15 protein-coding genes are annotated in these 19,242 nt (G+C 35.0%); 5 read left to right on the top strand and 10 right to left on the bottom strand.

Going from position 1 to position 19,242, the window contains the following annotated elements; all coding sequences use genetic code 11:
• The first annotated feature begins 99 nt into the window (after positions 1-99).
• Together BUB90_RS11495 and BUB90_RS11490 are read left to right on the top strand one after the other, a co-directional pair.
• Positions 100-1,209, top strand: coding sequence for a response regulator transcription factor (locus tag BUB90_RS11495; RefSeq protein WP_073287803.1), 1,110 nt, complete (start codon positions 100-102; stop codon positions 1,207-1,209).
• Between the two features lie 3 nt (positions 1,210-1,212).
• Complete coding sequence (locus tag BUB90_RS11490) at positions 1,213-2,916, top strand: sensor histidine kinase (protein ID WP_073287801.1); 1,704 nt, start codon at positions 1,213-1,215, stop codon at positions 2,914-2,916.
• 269 nt (positions 2,917-3,185) lie between these two features.
• Here the strand turns inward: BUB90_RS11490 and BUB90_RS11485 are convergent, their stop codons facing one another.
• The gene (locus BUB90_RS11485) at positions 3,186-5,273 is read right to left on the bottom strand and encodes a DUF2264 domain-containing protein (protein WP_073287799.1); all 2,088 of its coding nucleotides are present in this window, start codon (positions 5,271-5,273) and stop codon (positions 3,186-3,188) included.
• 18 nt (positions 5,274-5,291) lie between these two features.
• Positions 5,292-6,413, bottom strand: coding sequence for a glycoside hydrolase family 88 protein (locus BUB90_RS11480; RefSeq protein WP_073287797.1), 1,122 nt, complete (start codon positions 6,411-6,413; stop codon positions 5,292-5,294).
• 216 nt (positions 6,414-6,629) lie between these two features.
• On the opposite strand from BUB90_RS11480, the gene BUB90_RS11475 reads away from it, so the two are divergent.
• On the top strand, positions 6,630-7,412 hold the full coding sequence (locus BUB90_RS11475) for an AraC family transcriptional regulator (RefSeq protein WP_073287795.1): 783 nt from the start codon (positions 6,630-6,632) through the stop codon (positions 7,410-7,412).
• A gap of 43 nt (positions 7,413-7,455) precedes the next feature.
• On the opposite strand, the gene BUB90_RS11470 is transcribed toward BUB90_RS11475, so the two are convergent.
• The 6 genes from BUB90_RS11470 to BUB90_RS11445 all read right to left on the bottom strand — a co-directional run bounded on the left by BUB90_RS11470 (position 7,456) and on the right by BUB90_RS11445 (position 13,354).
• Positions 7,456-8,289 carry an AraC family transcriptional regulator gene (locus BUB90_RS11470; RefSeq protein WP_073287793.1) on the bottom strand — a complete coding sequence of 278 codons (834 nt, stop codon included), beginning with the start codon at positions 8,287-8,289 and terminating at the stop codon, positions 7,456-7,458.
• A gap of 215 nt (positions 8,290-8,504) precedes the next feature.
• The gene (locus BUB90_RS11465) at positions 8,505-10,160 is read right to left on the bottom strand and encodes a metallophosphoesterase family protein (protein WP_073287791.1); all 1,656 of its coding nucleotides are present in this window, start codon (positions 10,158-10,160) and stop codon (positions 8,505-8,507) included.
• Positions 10,161-10,292: 132 nt separating this feature from the next.
• A complete protein-coding gene (locus BUB90_RS11460) occupies positions 10,293-10,844 on the bottom strand; it encodes a 50S ribosomal protein L25 (protein WP_073287789.1) in 552 nt (183 codons plus the stop codon).
• 157 nt (positions 10,845-11,001) lie between these two features.
• Entirely contained in the window at positions 11,002-11,634 is a 633-nt protein-coding gene (locus BUB90_RS11455) for an MgtC/SapB family protein (RefSeq protein WP_073287884.1), read from the bottom strand.
• Positions 11,635-11,733: 99 nt separating this feature from the next.
• A complete protein-coding gene (locus BUB90_RS11450) occupies positions 11,734-12,570 on the bottom strand; it encodes a hypothetical protein (protein WP_073287787.1) in 837 nt (278 codons plus the stop codon).
• Between the two features lie 196 nt (positions 12,571-12,766).
• The gene (locus BUB90_RS11445; protein WP_073287785.1) at positions 12,767-13,354 is read right to left on the bottom strand and encodes a TetR/AcrR family transcriptional regulator; all 588 of its coding nucleotides are present in this window, start codon (positions 13,352-13,354) and stop codon (positions 12,767-12,769) included.
• 118 nt (positions 13,355-13,472) lie between these two features.
• Between BUB90_RS11445 and BUB90_RS11440 the strand changes: the two genes are divergently transcribed.
• Both BUB90_RS11440 and BUB90_RS11435 read left to right on the top strand, forming a co-directional pair.
• Complete coding sequence (locus BUB90_RS11440; RefSeq protein ID WP_073287783.1) at positions 13,473-14,174, top strand: ABC transporter ATP-binding protein; 702 nt, start codon at positions 13,473-13,475, stop codon at positions 14,172-14,174.
• Between the two features lie 3 nt (positions 14,175-14,177).
• A complete protein-coding gene (locus BUB90_RS11435) occupies positions 14,178-17,525 on the top strand; it encodes an FtsX-like permease family protein (RefSeq protein ID WP_242952526.1) in 3,348 nt (1,115 codons plus the stop codon).
• Between the two features lie 125 nt (positions 17,526-17,650).
• Here the strand turns inward: BUB90_RS11435 and BUB90_RS11430 are convergent, their stop codons facing one another.
• Entirely contained in the window at positions 17,651-18,406 is a 756-nt protein-coding gene (locus tag BUB90_RS11430) for a carboxymuconolactone decarboxylase family protein (RefSeq protein ID WP_073287781.1), read from the bottom strand.
• A 107-nt stretch (positions 18,407-18,513) separates the two neighbouring features.
• A complete protein-coding gene (locus BUB90_RS11425; RefSeq protein ID WP_073287779.1) occupies positions 18,514-18,936 on the bottom strand; it encodes a cupin domain-containing protein in 423 nt (140 codons plus the stop codon).
• Positions 18,937-19,242 lie beyond the last annotated feature (306 nt).

Below are 19,242 nucleotides of genomic sequence, written 5' to 3'. Positions count from 1 at the left end.
AAATCCATATTTATTGTATAATTTCCCGTTTATGTTTTTGAGGCATTGCCCTCCTATTATGAAAAATGATATACTTTCAATATAAAGGAGGTTACTCTCATGTATAAAATTCTTATTGCAGATGATGAACAAGATGAACGTAATGTAATTTCGTATTTAATAAAAAAATATAACTTTTCCTTAGATCTAAGAAACGCTTCCAATGGTAAAGAAGCTTTAACCATATTAGAACATGAGCATATCGATATCCTTTTCACAGATATACAGATGCCCTTTATGAATGGATTAGAGTTAGCTGCACGCGCGAAAGAAATAAATCCTACCATAGAGATTATATTCTTCAGTGGGTATGATGACTTTGAATATGTAAAACAAGCTTTGTCTTTACATGCTGTTAATTATATTCTAAAACCAGTTAATCCTGAGGAATTTTATAAGTCGATTAACGAGGTATGCCAAACTATTTCCAATCAAAAGCAAGACTATTTAATTAATTATGACTTTACTAATGCATACAATCCAAGCACTATAAGTTCTACTAATTTAACAGAAAAAACTTCATCGGATGTAGAAGATAGTATGATCCTGTCAAACATTGAACAAGCCACTCGTTTGAAAGATCCGAATTTGTTAAGAAAGAACGTATCGTTTCTGTTAAAGAAATATGAAGGGACACAGAATATCTCGCATATATATATACGATATCTTTGTACTACGCTGCTTCGATATCTACTTACTTCACTCCCCGATCATGAAACCATGCACTTCCAAGCATGTGTAGATAAGATTTATACCTTTAATCAATTTAAAGAGATAAAAGAATTTATAGAATCTTTCCTAGAGAAATCTTTAACTTATATGAAACAGGAGATGCAAGCTCCAAAATATTCTATTCATGTGATTAAACAATATATTAACGGTCATTATAGAGAAGACATAAGTTTAAACCAATTAGCTGACCTTGTATATCTAAGCCCCAAGTATCTAAGTAGTATCTTTTCCCAGACTACCGGTATTAGTATTAATAAGTATATTAAGAATATCCGAATGGAAAAAGCCAGGGAGTTATTGGTAAATACGAATATGAAAATAAGAGATATTGGTACCACTGTCGGTTATCCTAATATCTCATATTTCTGCAAGCTTTTTCAGGAAGAATTCAGAATAAGTCCTGAGAAATACCGTAATAAGGGACAATTGGAGGAATGATGTATGGGATTAAAAAAACGATTAAAGAACATAGGCTTTCAACATAAAGTTACCTTAATCTGTCTCTTTATTGGATTAGCTCCCGTACTTTTACTTGGTACCTTTTCTTATCTTCAAATGAAACGATTACTGATTGAACGGGAAACAATTGCTTTACAAGAAACCCTAAAACAAGAAGTACAGACTTTAGACTATAAGTTAAATACTTACCTAGATGCAATTAACCTTATTGTTTGGAATGAAAGTATGCGTACCGCTTTATCACAAAACTATACCAATAACTATGATATGTACATAGCTTACCGGGACGTGATTGATCCTATGTTTTTTACCATTCGGAATATGAATAATGAGATAAAATCCATTACCATTTACTCCGATGGTTCTTTACATCCCCATGGTAATGTGTTACGTCCACTAACTGAAGCCAGCGAGAAAGAGTGGTATCATGAAGATAGACTGGAAAATTCCCCTACCTTCATTCCTTCGAATGATGGTAAAACACTTTACTTAGTATGCCCTGTCTACTATTATCATTCCTCGTGTATCAATATTATCTGTATAACAATTGATGCTAACTCTATCTTTGCACCCATTAAGGCTCTATATGACACTCCCTATGGCTCTGTTATCGTTAGTGACCTTGATTCAGTAATAGTTAATTATACCTCATTTTCGAAAGCAGATAACTATTCGCTTCCTTCGAAAGCTTTTACATTCAATGGAGTATCCAGTCAACTATCAAAAAATTACGTAATTGAATATCAATTACTTTCATCTGTTCCATGGAATCTGTTCCTCTATCGTCCGATTGAAACAGTTTCACTGGCTGCAAATCAAATCACCATTCTAGTAATGATTATGATTCTTGTAAGTATTACAATCGTATTGTGTTCTAGCTTATTATTATCAAAAATTACTGTAAAACCATTAAAGGCTCTTTCTGAAAATATGGCTTTAATTGAACAGGATAATTTAACAATAACCGTAAAATCCACCTCCAAAGATGAAATCGGCCAACTAATCGATTCCTTCACTCATATGGTAAACCGTTTAAAATATCTAATTAATGAAGTATTACGAAGCCGTATTGCGAAACAGGAATACGAAATGAAAGCCCTACAGGCGCAAATCAATCCACATTTTCTGTACAATAGCCTCTCTATGATCAACAGCAAAGCTTTATTAAACAATCAAGAAGATATAGGTAAAATGGCAAGGCTTCTATCAACCTTTTACCGGACAACCTTAAACAAAGGGAATTCTATTATTACTGTAAAGGGAGAGTTAGATAACATTCGCTCCTACATTGATATTCAACGTATGATGCATTCCAATTCATTTGATGTTATCTTTGATATTGATGAAGAGATCTATTCGTATTCAATGCCTAATCTGTTAATTCAACCTCTTGTAGAGAATGCCATTCTCCATGGTCTGGATCATAAAACAACTCCTGGTAAGGGTATCTTAACCGTAAATGGATACAAGGAAGATGAGGTTTTGATTTTCAGAATCTTAGACAACGGAAATGGTATGTCAAAGGAGATGTGTCAAAACATTATATCTACTAACACACATGGCTATGGAATTCACAATGTACATCAAAGAGTCCAGTTATATTGTGGTGATTCCTTTGGTCTACAATTCACTAGTACCATAGGACTTGGTACAAACGCGACCTTACGTATATTAATTAAAACATAAATACTATGTATTTCGTAATATCTTGAATAGAAAATACGAATCTACTAACAACCTTCTATGTTTAGAATATAGTAATCCAATATATAAAAAAACGTTCGGGGATCGTTGGATCCTCGAACGTTTTTCTATATAACTGGTTATAGTGTCAAAACCCTCTAGTGAACTTGCCTTCGTCAATTAGCACATAAGCGAGTGAGCGTTGCGAGTGAACTACGTTTGACATAACATGCTCACACATATATTTGTGCAAATTGGTAAAATCAAAATGATTACAGACTTAATCTTCCTTCTACCCCCTCAAAATTAATCCTTCTTACCGTTCCATCTTTAAGTGTAATCGTTGTTGTGCCATATGCACCACTTCGTGTACTGTCTTCGCAGTTCATGTCTGCAATCGGAAATAATTCTTCTTCTGTAAAATCTTCATGGCTTTCTTTTGTAATCACTTGTGAAATTAGCACATATGGATCATAGCTTCCATACTGCTTCTTTCTCTCTGTCGCTGCATAGACAATAATTGATTTTTCCGAATCTGGATTTGTACCAATACTTCTCATATAATCAATGCTATTCCAGCCTAAGAATATTGTCATGGCAAGCTGTTTTTCTCTTCCAGTAAAATCTGTTCCTTTTAATATAATTGCCTTAGCATCACCATTTGTACGTTCCATAATCTCTGTTCCATTATCCGGGAAACCATATGCCCCCAGTGTCAGAGCTACAGGATGACGGTGAAACCTCATTTTATCAACACGCATAATCCCATATGGCACTGTAAAGTCTGCCAAATTCATAGCTTGTATCCAGTGTGTCTCCCTCTTTAAATCATAGGAAAAGAACTGTCTTCGGTATAAAACGTTCTCTCTTTCACCGCTCCAGAAGGTTACATTACATCTTTCAAGCTCACCCGTCGTAATATCTTTTAGCACATACTGCTGAGACTCCACCTCTTTCCTTATTACTTGATTTCCAACTTTATCAAGAATCGGGGTTGCTTCCCATGGGTACTTGGTATTAAAGCACAGCTTAGAATAATTCCACATGCCATGATTGTCCGCAGGGTCCTTAACAATCTTACCACTACGTAAAACAGTCTCCCCATTTGCTTCATGATTGGAAAAACATAGCGCAGGTCCATCTAGCACGGTGCAACGTACTTCCTTCTTCTTCAATTTCTCCCACGTACCATTATTCTCTCTGGCTGTCCAAAACGGATGGTCTTGTGGCAAGTGTAGACATAGAAATGCCTTTCCAAGCCAGAAGGGAGATTCCGCACAGGAATACCCCTGTACTAACGGAGCAAACTGTCCATAAAATCCCAAAGTCGGAATTCCTTTATATAAGAAATCTTCTCTGGATAAAAACTGCATCAATGAACCAGATGATATTCTTCTTGCTAATCCTGGGTCTACTGTAGGATTATTCAGAAACAGATTACCATCAAAAGCACTTGTTGCGGCATTGCGGTATATATTACTTCTTCCCCACATATTCGTAAAACCATCACTGTCGAAAAAATCAGCATAGCTTTCCATTAACTTATTGGAGTGCTCTTCAAACCTCCTTGCCAGTTCTGGTTCGTTTTCATATCCATACCACTGATTCCACAAAGGAGCATATAAATTAAACGCCCAACAGGAATAGTAGTCAAAAGAATGTCCATCTCGGTACCAGCCATCTCCTACATAATAATTCAGAATTGCCTGTGCGTGATCTAACATTATTTCCTTATCAATTGGATATCCCTCCCTATGTAAAAACGCCAGATCTAACATGTTAAACAATCGCCAGTTCTGTGGAACCGTATTCGCATGTGCAAAGCTTGATAAGAAGGCTGCTACCTTGTCCTTTTCCTCTTTTGTATAGGTATCCCAGATTACATCCTTACTCATCCACAGACCAATCACAAGTGCACAGGTTTCAACCGTCTGCTGAAATGCCCTAAATGGATCCGCATAATTTGTAATCTCTTGCAACTGCTCGTAGCTACCTACACAGATTGGATCCCCTTTCGTACAGGAACGCAGTATCTGCTGCTTATAATAATCAGCTATTGAATAATTGCATATACACAGTTCTGGTTTAATGTGAACTAAGGGTGCCGCAATAAAAAAGGATCTCGTCAGTCCTTCAAACATCTCGGCTTTACGTTCTGCTTCCTGCGTAGCCTCCGGTGCATGCAAATGTGGATATGTAATCTCTGTTTCTTTTCTTGGCATTACAATCGGTGCTTCGAATTCCTTAATATGCTGAAATATTCCTTGTAATAGAAATTCCCCTGCCTCTATCCAGCTTTCTCTAGTCATTCCTGTATATGGACTGCGTTCATAATCCACTGTCTTAGGTTCAAATATCATGATTTTTTCCTCCTTCAACTACCAGATAAACAATTCCTGCTCGGTTAATTTCCAAATCGCTTCAATAAAATAATAATCACCATAGATAATTGCAAATTCATGCTTATCATCATGAAAAGCTGCGGTACATTTTTCTACAATATTATCACACTCTAGGCTCCAGTTACAACGATTCTTTGTCAATGCTTTCAACATATGAATAGCAGCTTCACGGTAACTGTTCCTCTTTTCCTCTTTTGTCACTTTTTCCAGTTCTAACAGTCCGCAGGCAACTATGGCTGCTGCTGTAGAATCTTCCAAGCTACAATCCTCAGGTTGTCTAAAGTCTACTGGAATCAATCCTGTCTCTGGAATATTGGATATAAAATAATCCGCAACTTTACTAGCACAAACCAGATATTTTTCTTCCCTTGTATGAAGATAGCTTAAGGTAAATCCATAAAGTGCCCATGCCTGCCCTCTGGTCCATGAAGACCCCTGTCCATATCCTTGTCCGCCGAAATCCTGTATATACGCACCTGTAACTGGATTGAATTCGACTATGTGCTTTACAGATCCATCTTCACGAATAAAATACTCCATTGCAGTATCTGCATGTGCTCTTGCAATGTGTAGATATCTTGGATCCTTTGTCTGTCCATAAGCCCAATACAAGAGGGGTAGATTCATCATGCAATCAATAATTGCCCAGCCTGCCTTACTATCCTCACCATTATCATTCCATGCACGTATAAATCTTCCTGCTAGATTGAATCTCCCTGCTAGATTATCTGCCGCTAGAATCCCACGACTAAACGATTGTTTATTCCCTGTTATCTGATAGTTGGCAACTGCAGTTGGAAGCCACTTGAAACCGCTATCATGATCCATACCTCCTGAAGTCAACAGATTCTCATCTAACTTTAATTCTGTTTCTTCAGCAATCCCCTTATACAACTCATCTTTTGTAGCGAAGTAAAGCTGCCACATGATTCCCCCCCAGAACCCATTCGTCCACCAACAGATAGCCTTTTCACTTAAGTCGTCATACCTTCCATCTACTGTTGTATATGGAATCTTATGCTGATTCCGCTCTGCCACTTTGTGCATTTTTTCCTTTATCCTATCTGACGTTTCCTGTAACCATATTTTTTCATTCATAGAATTCTTTCTCCTTTATTCATATATATAATATACTGTACTATTGTTCTATACAGTGGGTTTATTATCCTAAGTGCCAAATAAATACTTGTCATGAAATTACATATAGCAAACCATATCATTACAAATATATTTTACATAATTGACATTCTAAAAATAATATCGTATACTACACAAAAACTAACATATCCTGCTATTTTGAATGAGGTGAAAACAATGATTCAAATTCTAAAAGGTGGTTGTAGAACCAGACACCCCAGTACTTTTTTTATGTCACGACCTGAAGGTCTTATGCACTATGTAATCCTAATCACTAAATCGAAGGGTATCTTTCATATTGGCGATAAAGAGTATACCGTAGCACCTAATCATGCTATACTTGTAAAACCACAGACACCATACTCCTATAGTAATCCAGAAGGAAACTACTCCGATGATTGGCTACATTTTTCTATCACAGGAAGTATATATCTAAAGGAAATCCAGTCAATTGCAAACACCCCTTTTCCCATTGATAATCCTGAATCCTTGACCTTTTTCATCCAGCAGCTTCTCTGGGAAAATTCATATACCCAGCTGGAGGAATACAGGAATCAGAATATAGATGCTCTTTTTTCTGTTTTGTTGCATCATCTGCTATCTGCATATAAAAACCGTGAACAACAAAAGAAGTCCCTTCCTTTTCAGAATGAATTACAGTCTCTTCGCTTAGAATTACAGAATTCTGTCACCAGTAAGCATCTTATCAAAGAGGAAGCAAAAAAACTCGACATTAGCGAGTCTTACTTTCAACATCTATATACTGCGTTGTTCGGTATTTCCTTCCAGAAGGATTTTATCCGTATGCGTGTTGAATATGCGAAACATCTAATCCGTACAAGTAACCTGACTCTTGAACAGATTTCAGAAATCTGCGGCTACGCAAGCGAAGTACACTTTTATCGGCAATTCAAACAGATTGCAGGCATAACACCAGCAATTTACCGTAATAAGCCTTGAAAACAACTATAAAAAAAGGATACGTAGTGCTATAAAATTAGTACTACGCATCCTTTTTCTTATAATGCCGTGGTGTTACACCATACGCTTTTTTACAAGTTGTAATAAATGATTTTACATTCGTAAATCCATTGTCATATGCAGCATCTGTCACCGATAGATTTTTATTCATCATATCCTTTAGTGCATGCTCTAATCGAACTTTTAAAAGATACTGTATAAAGCTGTAACCCGTAATATTTTTAAAATATTTAGAAAGGTATTGGGAAGAAAAACCGACCTCCTGTGCCACATCGTCTAATGTTATCTTTTCACGATAATTTTGATTAATATATTCAATAATCTGTTTCGCGTGGGTAATTTTAACCGTTGTCTTACTATATGCTCTTGCACCTTTTGATGTTTTACACTCTGATAACAAGGTATGATATATTGTACGAAGATAACAATCTTGTACAAGAAAAATATACGGATCTGTTGATTTCAAAGTACCTAATAGATTCAATATCTGCCTTTTTATCTTTTGATACGATGAGTCGGAATGTGTAACTTTAAAAATAGAATCGTCAATGTCGGGAGCAAATCTCTTCATCTCCGTATAGGATAAGAGAATTACTAAATACGTATAGTTTGCCTTCATATCATCAACACGTGTAATATGAACCTCTTCACTATTACATAGATAAAATTCACCATCTCTAATCTCACTTTCGTGACCATTGATTTTAACATGCAGGCACCCATGTATCATATATACAATTTCGATTTCCTTATGCCAATGAAGGGTTGTATTACACCTTCCTCCTGGCTTATCTTGCATTAATATTTTAGCTGGAATATTCTTATTATATGTAACTTTTTCATATACATAGCCCATATGTTCACCTCCACAATTTTATGGTAACACTCACCATATTGTCTGTCAAATCAGAAAAACCGATCCGTTTGAAGAACATAGCTTTTTTTATCAGTTACACGCTCTAGTGGCTCTTTTACATAAAAATTCATCACGCAATCTCAATTGGGGGAGAGTTGCGTGATGAATCAAAATGTGATTATTTTAGGATAATTGCAAAGTAAATATCTATATAGTTATCGGGGAACTACTTTGATAATTGCTTGTAAACTCTTAATATAAGAAGTAATCATACTATATGCCATCTTGCGATTGCTTGCAGTCATCTCTTTTGTATCACTATCTTTGTAATTATAATAACATTTCTTAAGTGTTTGGTATTGATCATATGAACTATACCGATATTCAATACCTAACATTGTTTTAACATTAGCTAGTGCAGAATTTAACATAGCTGGTGTTACATCCGTATCAACCCAAGTAAATTCTGCGGTTGCACCTGTAGAAACTTGTTTTGTATTGCCACTTATAATATAGCTATATGCTGGATAGATCTTTTGATCACATACATTAGCTCCATTGAAAATAATTGCATTCTCAAAAGTTTCAACATAATAACCTTGTGATAGGTCTTCATTAAATGCATAATCTAGTGCATTACCTGTAGAATTAATATGAGTTGGATTTCCAACTGAACTATTGTGTATCATATTACAAGAAGTTCCAGCGTTATTTGAATAGTTATATCCTAATTGATAAGCTTCATGTGTATGTCCTGAAATCCAGACGATATCAGGATGTTTCTCGATTATAGATACAAAACGCTTTGCTGATGGTAAATCAGGATTAATTGATCCACTATAATATGGATTTTCTGTGTCATCACCTGCTCCATATCTTGAAATCAAAGCATGTTGAATAAGGTAGATATTCTTCCCTTTACCATAATTCTCAGTAAGCACCTCTTCTAACCAATCTAATTGTTTATCCGTAAATTCATCATATTGAGCAGGTCTGTAACCGCCTTCTAAAGACATGAATATGAACATGTCACCTGTCGTTGGCTCTGTCATAGTGTAATAAGATTTCCCACTATTCAGTGTATCTGCAGTACTATCAAGTCCAGTATTTGCAACATATGATTTTAATTCCTCAGCTACTGCACCATCGATTCTCACTTCATGATTACCACCTGATTCCCAAATAGGATTTACATAATCAGAATCTGATAAGATATATTGATATGCTTTCCATTCCGTCTCAAGGTTTGCTAATTTAGCATTCGTTACTTGATCGCCAGAGGAAACAATAAAATCAACCTTCTTATCAGCTGAATATTGAAGTGCTTGAGCCCAGTGTTGTTCTGAATGCATCCACCAATATGCTGGTGTTTCACCATACTTTTCTTCATCAATATGAATATCAGAATAGGAACTGAATGAATACAACGCTTGTGTTGACTTAAATCCAATTAATTTATTCTTTGGTAATGTAAACACCGCTACTGCATCTTTTACTTTTACATTATCTTTCGCTTTTGAAGCTTCTACAGCAATTACTTTTGTTGCATCTGCTGGGATTGCTGTATGATTTTCAAATGTAAATGTTCCCGTTTTACCTTTTTTTATCGACAACTTTGAAATCTCGTAATAACCGCTTAAGGCCTTTTTATCGTTTGCCCAATACAGATAGTAATCTCCATCTGTAGTTGATTTCAAACGAATAGCACCTTCAGCATATCCAGGAGTAGAGGCATCTTCACCTGTGAATTCATATGTTAAGGTAGCTTTTGTAGACTTTGCACTTATTGTCGCAGTAGGTAATTGTAATACTGCTACAATCATACAAAGCACAAGTAGATAAGCTAAAAAGTATCTTATACTTCTTCTCATAAACCCTCCAATCTTCTGAATCCGGATTCAGTGTCGATAGCTTTTCATTTGTACTATCTATCTTTATTATAAAGATTTTATTAGAAATTGATATGCTTAAACAGGATATAAATTTGTCGTTTTTTAACCTATTTACACGGCTGCTAGTTTTTTATCAACTACTTTTAAAATCATACTATCTTCGTTTACAGCCAATTCGATCTTGTCTTGCTGAGGGAACTCAACATCGGCTACTGTTATCTTATCTCCAGTTTGTATTCCTTCCATTTCAATAGTAATAGAATCCACTATATCAACTGGAAACGCTTTGTATGGTATTTCATACATTACTTGTTCTATTATTCCACTAACCTTATCCTTGTTATTTAATATTATATTGGCACTGCAAAGTACTTTTTGTTCTAAATCTAGCGCATGGAAGCTAATATGTTCTACTTCATGCTTTAGTGTATTCATGGATACTTCATCTAATAAAGCAACCATTTTTTCTCCATTTATATCAATCATAAGCGTATTTCCTTTACTCTTTCTCTTAAGTAACTGAATGATATCACTTTTATTGAATTGAAGAGATAAGGACTCTACAAGTTTTGGACCATATATACAACCTGGAACGAATCCTTTCTTTCTTACACCTTTTGCCTTTAGGTTTGGACTTCTGATTTCTGCATTTAAAATATTCATAATTGACCTCCTGTTTTTTTGGATTACACCATCTTGTTTTTTATTTAAGCTTCTAAAACATAATTCACGTATATTTTTCCGATCACCTCCTTAATTGGCATCGTCTAGCCAGTCTATCGACATCACTCTATACCAACCTTAAATTGGTGTTGTCGTCCTAAGCAATTTCTCTAATATAACTAACACCAGATAATTGCTTTATTTGATTGGTAATTAATGAATGGTTTACTTTCTGTTTAAAATCGATTACAAAACTCATCGTTCCGTACTCACCATTAATCGTTTTTAACCTACCAACTTCTATATCAAAAATCTCATACCCATTATTATCTGAATAATCGGTCAAACTTTGCATTGAGAACGCTTCATCATATTCAATATAAATCTCCATGGTTTTGGCATGCGTCTTAATATACACATCGATTTTCTTAAGAAACATGAGAGAACCTATAATAAAAATACCTCCTATTATAGCCCCCGAATAAAAACCTATTCCAACTGCCAAGCCAACTGCTGCTGTTGCCCAGATTCCTGCTGCTGTTGTCAGTCCGCGAATTTCATTTTTCGAAGTCGTTATTATCGTTCCTGCACCTAAAAATCCAATTCCACTTACAACCTGAGCAGCCATTCTTGTTGGATCAATGTCACTATATAAGGTCGATATATATTGGTTTGTGATCATAATTATCGTCGACCCCAAACCTACTAAAAGATATGTCATAAAGCCCGCTGGGCGATTTCTTAATCCTCTTTCCATTCCAATAATTCCACATAAAATTACAGATAACATTAACCGAAATATTATAGATACGGTATTGACCTGTAATAATAGTTCTTGTAAATCTAAAAAACTAATAATGAATCCCTCCAAATCTTTTGCAATGTACCTTTAGCTACTCTTCACTTCCATAGCCAATTCCTCCGTACTGGATTCCGTATTAAGTTCTGTATTCTCTGTTTCTTTCAATCTATTAACATAACAAAAATACTGGTAGAATTCGTTAACCGCTTGCAAACGATTCTCATCCAATATCATCTTTTGTATATCTTTCAAGATACACTGCATGATTTCGTTTGAAAAATACTTATACTCTGTGTTTCCCCAATTGTATACTTTGGAATTGGTCTCAAAATATTTGTAATATGGTAGCATCTCAGACTCATTAAGTCTGAATCTATACGTTTTATGACTTTCAATTTGTCCATCGTTACATGTTCTACCATCGAAATCATCTCTAACCATAAACGCCCCTATGATGCGTCTCTCTTTTTCCTGTTCTCCCTTAGCACATTCTGTTAGTAAACAAGCAGAATTCAGCTTCATCCTGATTGGTTGTTTTGGTTCACCTTTCGATTCTCCGCTTAAATATTCGCCGCTAAATACGGACCACGACTCGAATACATCCTTTTTATTGTTTTGTATTAATCCGAAGGCTACTTGTGAACTTGGATGAACCTTAAGCTTCTGAATTCTAATGATTCGCTCCTGCTCATTTATCTCTTCTTTTATTTCATTTTTTTCTTTTGTAATTACATCATCAATGATGGACTCAACTGCTAATTGTGCATCGTGGTCTATTAGCGAAAGAAAACCAGCAAACACATTGGGGAACAGAAATTTTCTCTCTCCATGCACAAAATCAACAATTAAATACTTATCTCTCAACTCTCTAATAATTCCATTACCAAACTTAACATGATTAATAGCTTTTCCCTGTAACTGCATGAAACGCTCTCCTTTCATAATCCCAAAAAGTTCCAAATAGTAAAAAAAAGAAGGGCTTTTCATATCTGCACTTATTAAGCACAGTACCAAAAGCCCTTCTTTAAAAAGACGGTTCTTTTTTTATTTAATTAACTTCATTATAACACATAAAAAAAAATAAGCAAGTCTTAGTAATTTTTATGATATTGCATTACTATTAAACCAGTAATTCATATGGAGATATATCTTTTGCTTTGCTTAACATCTCTGCTATTTGTTCTGGTGATTCCAATGCACCTTTTTTGATCCAAAGTAAAACAATTGCCGTAGCACTACTTAGCAAGATTTCACGGGCATAATCCTCAGGAAGTCCTTTCATCGAGAAATTAAGTTTATCCGTTTTTTCAATTTGGATTTGTATTAGTTTCTCAAGGATTCTTTTAAACTTTTCAACAAACATCGGATCCCCTCCGGTTCCCGTTAACGCTTCGATAAATTCGAAATCACTTTTTACATAATATAGTGCATTAAGAATAGCATTATACGGTATTATTTCAATTGGATCGTCAATCTCATTCGGATTATCGCTAAGAAGAATTCTGGTTAGTTCTTCAATAACATCATTTTCTAGTTTCTCCATTAAATCATATTTATCAAGATAATGCAGATAGAAAGTTCCCCGGTTAATAGTAGCATCTCTTGCAATATCGCTAATTGTCAGCGAATCCATTCCTTTTTCTTTGAGTAATTTGGTAAATGATGTCTTGATTTGCTGCTTCGTTTCCGTATTTCTTTTCTTAACCATAAATTTTCTCCTTAAATCAACACATTTAAAAATTCTGATTATTGATTGCTTCCTATACATATTTTATAATAAACCCATCGTTAAATCAACATGATGTTTAATTAAGGGAGGCAAAAACATGAGCTATATTGAAATGATTGATAGTTATAAAAGGTACCAAACTGGTGAAACCGAAATTATCGCAAACAATAAGGTCACCTTTTCCATTGAAAGAGGTGAATTAGTTATTATATTAGGTTCCTCAGGGGCAGGTAAATCTACCGTTTTGAATATTCTAGGAGGAATGGATACCAATGATGAGGGGAAAGTCATTATTGATGGAAAAGACATTTCAAATTATAATGCGAAACAATTAACAACCTATCGCCGCGAAGATGTTGGATTTGTATTTCAATTTTACAACTTAGTCTCAAACTTAACTGCTAAGGAAAATGTTGAACTTGCTTCTGAAATCGTGAAAGATGCAGAGGATCCCGTTCAAGTATTAAAGGACGTGGGCTTAGAGAAAAGAATCAATAATTTCCCTGCTCAGCTTTCTGGTGGTGAGCAACAACGTGTTGCAATCGCTAGGGCTGTTGCGAAAAACCCTAAAATCCTATTATGTGATGAGCCTACAGGGGCACTTGACTACAATACCGGTAAGCAAGTTCTTCAGATATTGCAAGATATGAGTCGTAGAAAGAACGCTACTGTAATTATCGTTACTCATAACGCAGCGATTGCCCAAATTGCAGACCGCGTTATTCATATGCATGATGCTAAAGTAAAGGATATTATAGTCAATCCACATCCAAAAGAAATTGCGGATATAGAATGGTAGGTGATGAAATTGAAAAAAAAGACATTGCATAGAGATATACGTAAATCGTTTACTAGTTCGTGGGGTAGATTCTTCTCTATTCTCTGCTTAATGATTCTAGGTTCGTTTGCATTAGTAGGTTTGAAAGTAGCTGGCCCAGACATGAGAGCAACAGGGAAACATTACTTTACTAAGCTTAACCTAGCAGATATTACGGTTATTAGTGATTATGGAATTGATGAGGATGACCAAGCAGTTATTAATGCGACAAGTAATCTTGATAAGATAGAATATGGCTACTTAAAAGATGTTGTTATAGAAGATACCAAAACTAGTATTCGTATCTTTTCCAAACCTGAAAGCATCTCTGCTTATGAACTGGTAGATGGAAAATTACCAGAAACAGATGAAGAGATTGCAATTAGTAATTCCTATAGCGATAAATATAACATTGGTGACACAGTTGAATTTACTGAAAAAGATGATATTGCAGGAAATACGGTTCTAACCAATCACGAATTCAAAGTGGTAGGTTATGTGCATTCTAGCGAAATTATATCCAACGTTAATTTAGGTCAAACCACTGCAGGTACAGGTGACTTGAAAGGCTATGCCGTTGTAATTCCCGATGTTTTTGATTCCGATGTTTATATGATGGCCCGATTGACTTTCAAAGATACCATTGGTGTTGATCCTTATTCGGATAACTATATCGACTTAATACAAGAACATAAGAATGAATTGAAAATCCTACTAAAAGATCAACCAGAACATCGTTTGTCTACTATTAAATCTGAGTATCAAACAGATATTGATGAGGGGCAACAAAAAATATATGATGCTAAAGAAAAGCTTCATGATGCAGAAACAAAGTTAAATAATGCTAAAAAGAAAATCGATTCTGCCAAAGAAGAAGTTTCAGAAAATGAGCAAAAGATAAATGATGCAGAAACAGAAATAAGTATGAAAGAACAAGAATTAGAAAAACAAAAAGAACTCCTTTCGCAAAAGCAAAAAGAATATAATACTAGCGTTTCTGCACTTAATGAAAAGAAAACTGAATTAAATACGGCTAAGGAGAAATTGGATCAAAGTCAAAAAGAGATAGATACGAATAAAAAAGAGTTGAAGGCCGGGAAAAAACAATATGCCGATGGTATTAGTCTTTTGGAGCAACAAATTGCAGGGATCAATCAGAGTTTAGAAAATCCAAACCTTACGGCTCAAGAACAAGAAACATTAAAAACACAATTATCAATTGCTAATGAGAAATTGAATCAAACAAAAGCTGCCTATAAGCAATTTACGACTGAAACTTATGAACCAGGTATGGCTAAGATTCAGGCTGCACAGGATACAATTGATCAGAAGCAGAAAGAATTACAAGTAGCGCAAGCAGAAATTGATAAAAACGAAAAAAAACTTGCAACCGCAAAACAGAATTTAGCAGAAGGTAATCAAAAAATATCGCAAGCTACAAAGCAGCTAACTACCGCTAAAGCTAGCTTAACTGAGAATAAGCAAAAACTAGAAGATGCCAAAGTTAAAATCTCAGATAAGGAAAAAACGTACAAAGAAAAATTGGAGGAATATCAAGATAGTAAAGTGGAAGCAGAACAAGAAATAACCGAAAATGAGGAAAAACTTGCTGATGCACAAGAAACTTTAGATGAATTGAAAGCTCCTGTATATTCATTAAATAGTCGACGAGAAACTCCTGGATCAGAAGGATATAGAATCTATGATAGTATTTCAAGTATTATTGATTCTCTTGCTAATGTGTTCCCTATCTTCCTATACTTTGTTGCAGCGTTAGTAACTTTCACAACCATGACACGATTTGTTGATGAAGAAAGAACTAACTCAGGTACACTGAAAGCTCTCGGGTACAGTAATCATGATATTATTAAAAAATTCACTATTTATGGCTTGCTTTCTAGTATATTAGGATCGGTTATCGGAATCATTCTCGGCCACACAGTATTACCAGCGATTGTATATAGTGCTTATAAAACAGGATTTACCGTACCAAAGATAGAACTTCATATGAATTGGGGTATATCCATACTGGCATTGATTCTAGCACTGATTAGTGCTGTAGTCCCTGCATATGTTGTAGCTAAAAAAGAATTACAAGACAGACCAGCTAATTTATTATTACCAAAACCACCTACGAGTGGATCAAAAATCTTCTTAGAATACATTACACCGATTTGGAATCGTCTAAGTTTTACACATAAAGTAACTGCCCGTAATATATTTCGCTATAAAAAGAGAATGTACATGACCATCTTTGGTGTATGTGGTTCTGTTGCTCTTCTGTTCACAGGATTTGGAGTACAGCACTCTATATCTGGTATTGGTGAAAGACAATTTGGTGAAATTATTCATTATGATTTGATTGTAGCTAAGAATGACAATTTAACAGAAAATCAAGAAAAGGATATAGAAGAATTATTAAATTCAGATACGGTAAATCAGCAGTCTCCTATTCACTATGAAGAATTAACCAAAGTCGCAGGAAGTACAAAGGATAAGCAAACAATTAAGTTAATTGTTCCAGAAGATAGTGATACTTTTAATGAATATATAGAATTAGTAAATCGTAAAACAAACGATGAATTAACCTTGAAAGATGATGGAGCTATCGTTTCTGAGCGTTTAGCCAAATTACTAGGAGTTTCTAAAGGTGATAAGATAACAATAAATGATTCTGATAATAATGAAATCACTATAAAAATAAATGATATTACAGAAATGTACATGGGGCATTTTATCTTTATGAATGCAAATGCCTTTGAAGAAACATTTAATAAAGATTATTCTGCAAATGCAAATCTTGTTACGTTAACTACCAGTAACAAAGAAAACACAGAAATACAAGCTACAGAATTCATGAAATTAAGCGGTGTAAAAGGTGTTGTGCAGAATACAACTTTGACTACACAAATTGATACAATCGTTCATTCCTTGGATAAAATTATGAAAGTGTTAATTTTAGTAGCGACATTGCTTGCAATCGTTATCTTATATAATTTAACTAACATTAATGTATCGGAACGAATTCGAGAGCTCTCTACCATTAAGGTTTTAGGTTTCTACAATGGTGAGGTAACGATGTATATCTACAGAGAAACTTTGATTCTTTCTTTGTTTGGTATTATAGTGGGATATGGATTCGGATTCTTACTTCATCGTTACATTATCACTGCTGTTCCACCCGATGATGTTATGTTTAATCCGGAACTTTGGATCACTACCTTTATTATTCCAGCTATCATTATAACCGTAACAACCGTGGTATTAGGATTCTTTATTAACAAGAAATTGAAACATGTCGATATGTTGGAAGCGTTAAAGTCAGTAGAATAAGTACGAATTATAAATAAGCTTTAAATAGATGAATGCCTATGACGTAGCTTTATGATCGTCATAGGCATTTTATATCTGTAATTGTTTAGTGTTGTTTTTAGTATTGCTATTAACAATTTCGTAGCCTATACTTCCTCCACATCTTTAATAATATTTATCGCTTCAAACACAGCTGGAAAGCCTATATAAGGGAGACATTGAATCATTGCACCGTACATCGTTGCTTTACTGTTGCCTACTTTAAGGTTACCAATTGCATGAGCTAAAATCTGCGTGTCTGCCCTTAATGTTGCAAGAACACAGAGCATCAGAAGTTCTCTTTGCTTTTTATCTAATCCTTTTCTCGTATAAAAATCTCCAAAACATAGTTCTGTCAAAAAGCGAGGAAGTGCCTCGCCCATTCCATCAGGCAACTCTGCATACTTGTCCTTAATCTCATTTCCATATATCGGTGCTTGAATTTCTAAACCTTTCACATATCGTTCTTCTTCTTTTACCGTTCCACCAAGTTCAAGTGGTAATGATATATCATTCTTCTCAAAAACTTCATTCATCGCTTCTATTGCATTCAAAGTACGTGGAAATCCAATAAACGGAGCACATTGATAAATGACCTCTCTGATTGTTAATGGTGTGTTACCAACATTTAATGCCGCTTGTGTATGTGCTTTCAGTTGAGGGATTGCCTGTAAAGTAGCAAGACATGCTACTGTTATCAATTCTCTGTCAGCCTCCTTAAGTTCACCGATATCAAATACCTCTCCAAATATAAACCTTTGCAAGATCATCATCATCTCTGGGTCATTTCCTGTTTTTAGATCTGCTGGTTTTCCGCCAAACAGCTTCTCATATACATCTTCACATTTATCGATTCGATTCATATTCTAATCCTCCTTTTCTTTCTTTTAGTCTTATACTCTATACAAATCCTTTATTCTTCCAGTTGCCGCATATCCAGCGTATGAAGACATCTTTATTACTAAACAGTTTATCTGAGGACATTGTATTCTTCATCATTCACCGGCTCTAACCATTCGTTAGATGCTCCCTCTGCTGGAACTTCAATTGCAATATGCTGAAACCAGCTATCCTTTGCCGCTCCATGCCAATGCCTAACCTCTGGTGATATATTGACAACATCTCCCGCATGAAGTTCCTGTGCTGGTTTTCCCCACTCTTGATACCAGCCTCTACCGCCAGTAACAAGCAGTATCTGACCGCCTCTATGATGTACATGCCAGTTATTTATCGTTTTTGGAGCAAACGTTACGTTTGCAGTTATGACTCTCTCAAGAGTCAACATTTTTAAATAACACTCTCCTGTAAAATACTGCGCAAACGCAGTATTCTCTTCTCCGATATCAAATACCGCACCTTCTCCTAGGTCTTTTTTCACTTGTTCCATATCCATATGTAATTCCTCCTTATAAATGGATTCTATCTGCTGTCATTTATTATATAACCGGGACAAAAACAATGTCTAATACCTATAGTGTATATAATTTCATGCTCAAAACGTATAATTATATAAAAGACGAACAAGAGACATGCCACTGTTTTATTGTATATGAATACATATATATTGATTTAATAATATTCAAGCCCACACTGTAGCCAAAGTACTACAGCGTGGGCTTTTACTAGCTATTAATAAGAGTACTTTTTATTTAGATACAAATTTAGTCCCATCCCATTGTAATTTTGTTGAATCGTATTC

The sequence above is a fragment of the Anaerosporobacter mobilis DSM 15930 genome (genome assembly GCF_900142955.1).
Classification (GTDB): domain Bacteria; phylum Bacillota; class Clostridia; order Lachnospirales; family Lachnospiraceae; genus Anaerosporobacter; species Anaerosporobacter mobilis.
This window is presented reverse-complemented; position numbering and strand designations above follow the sequence as displayed.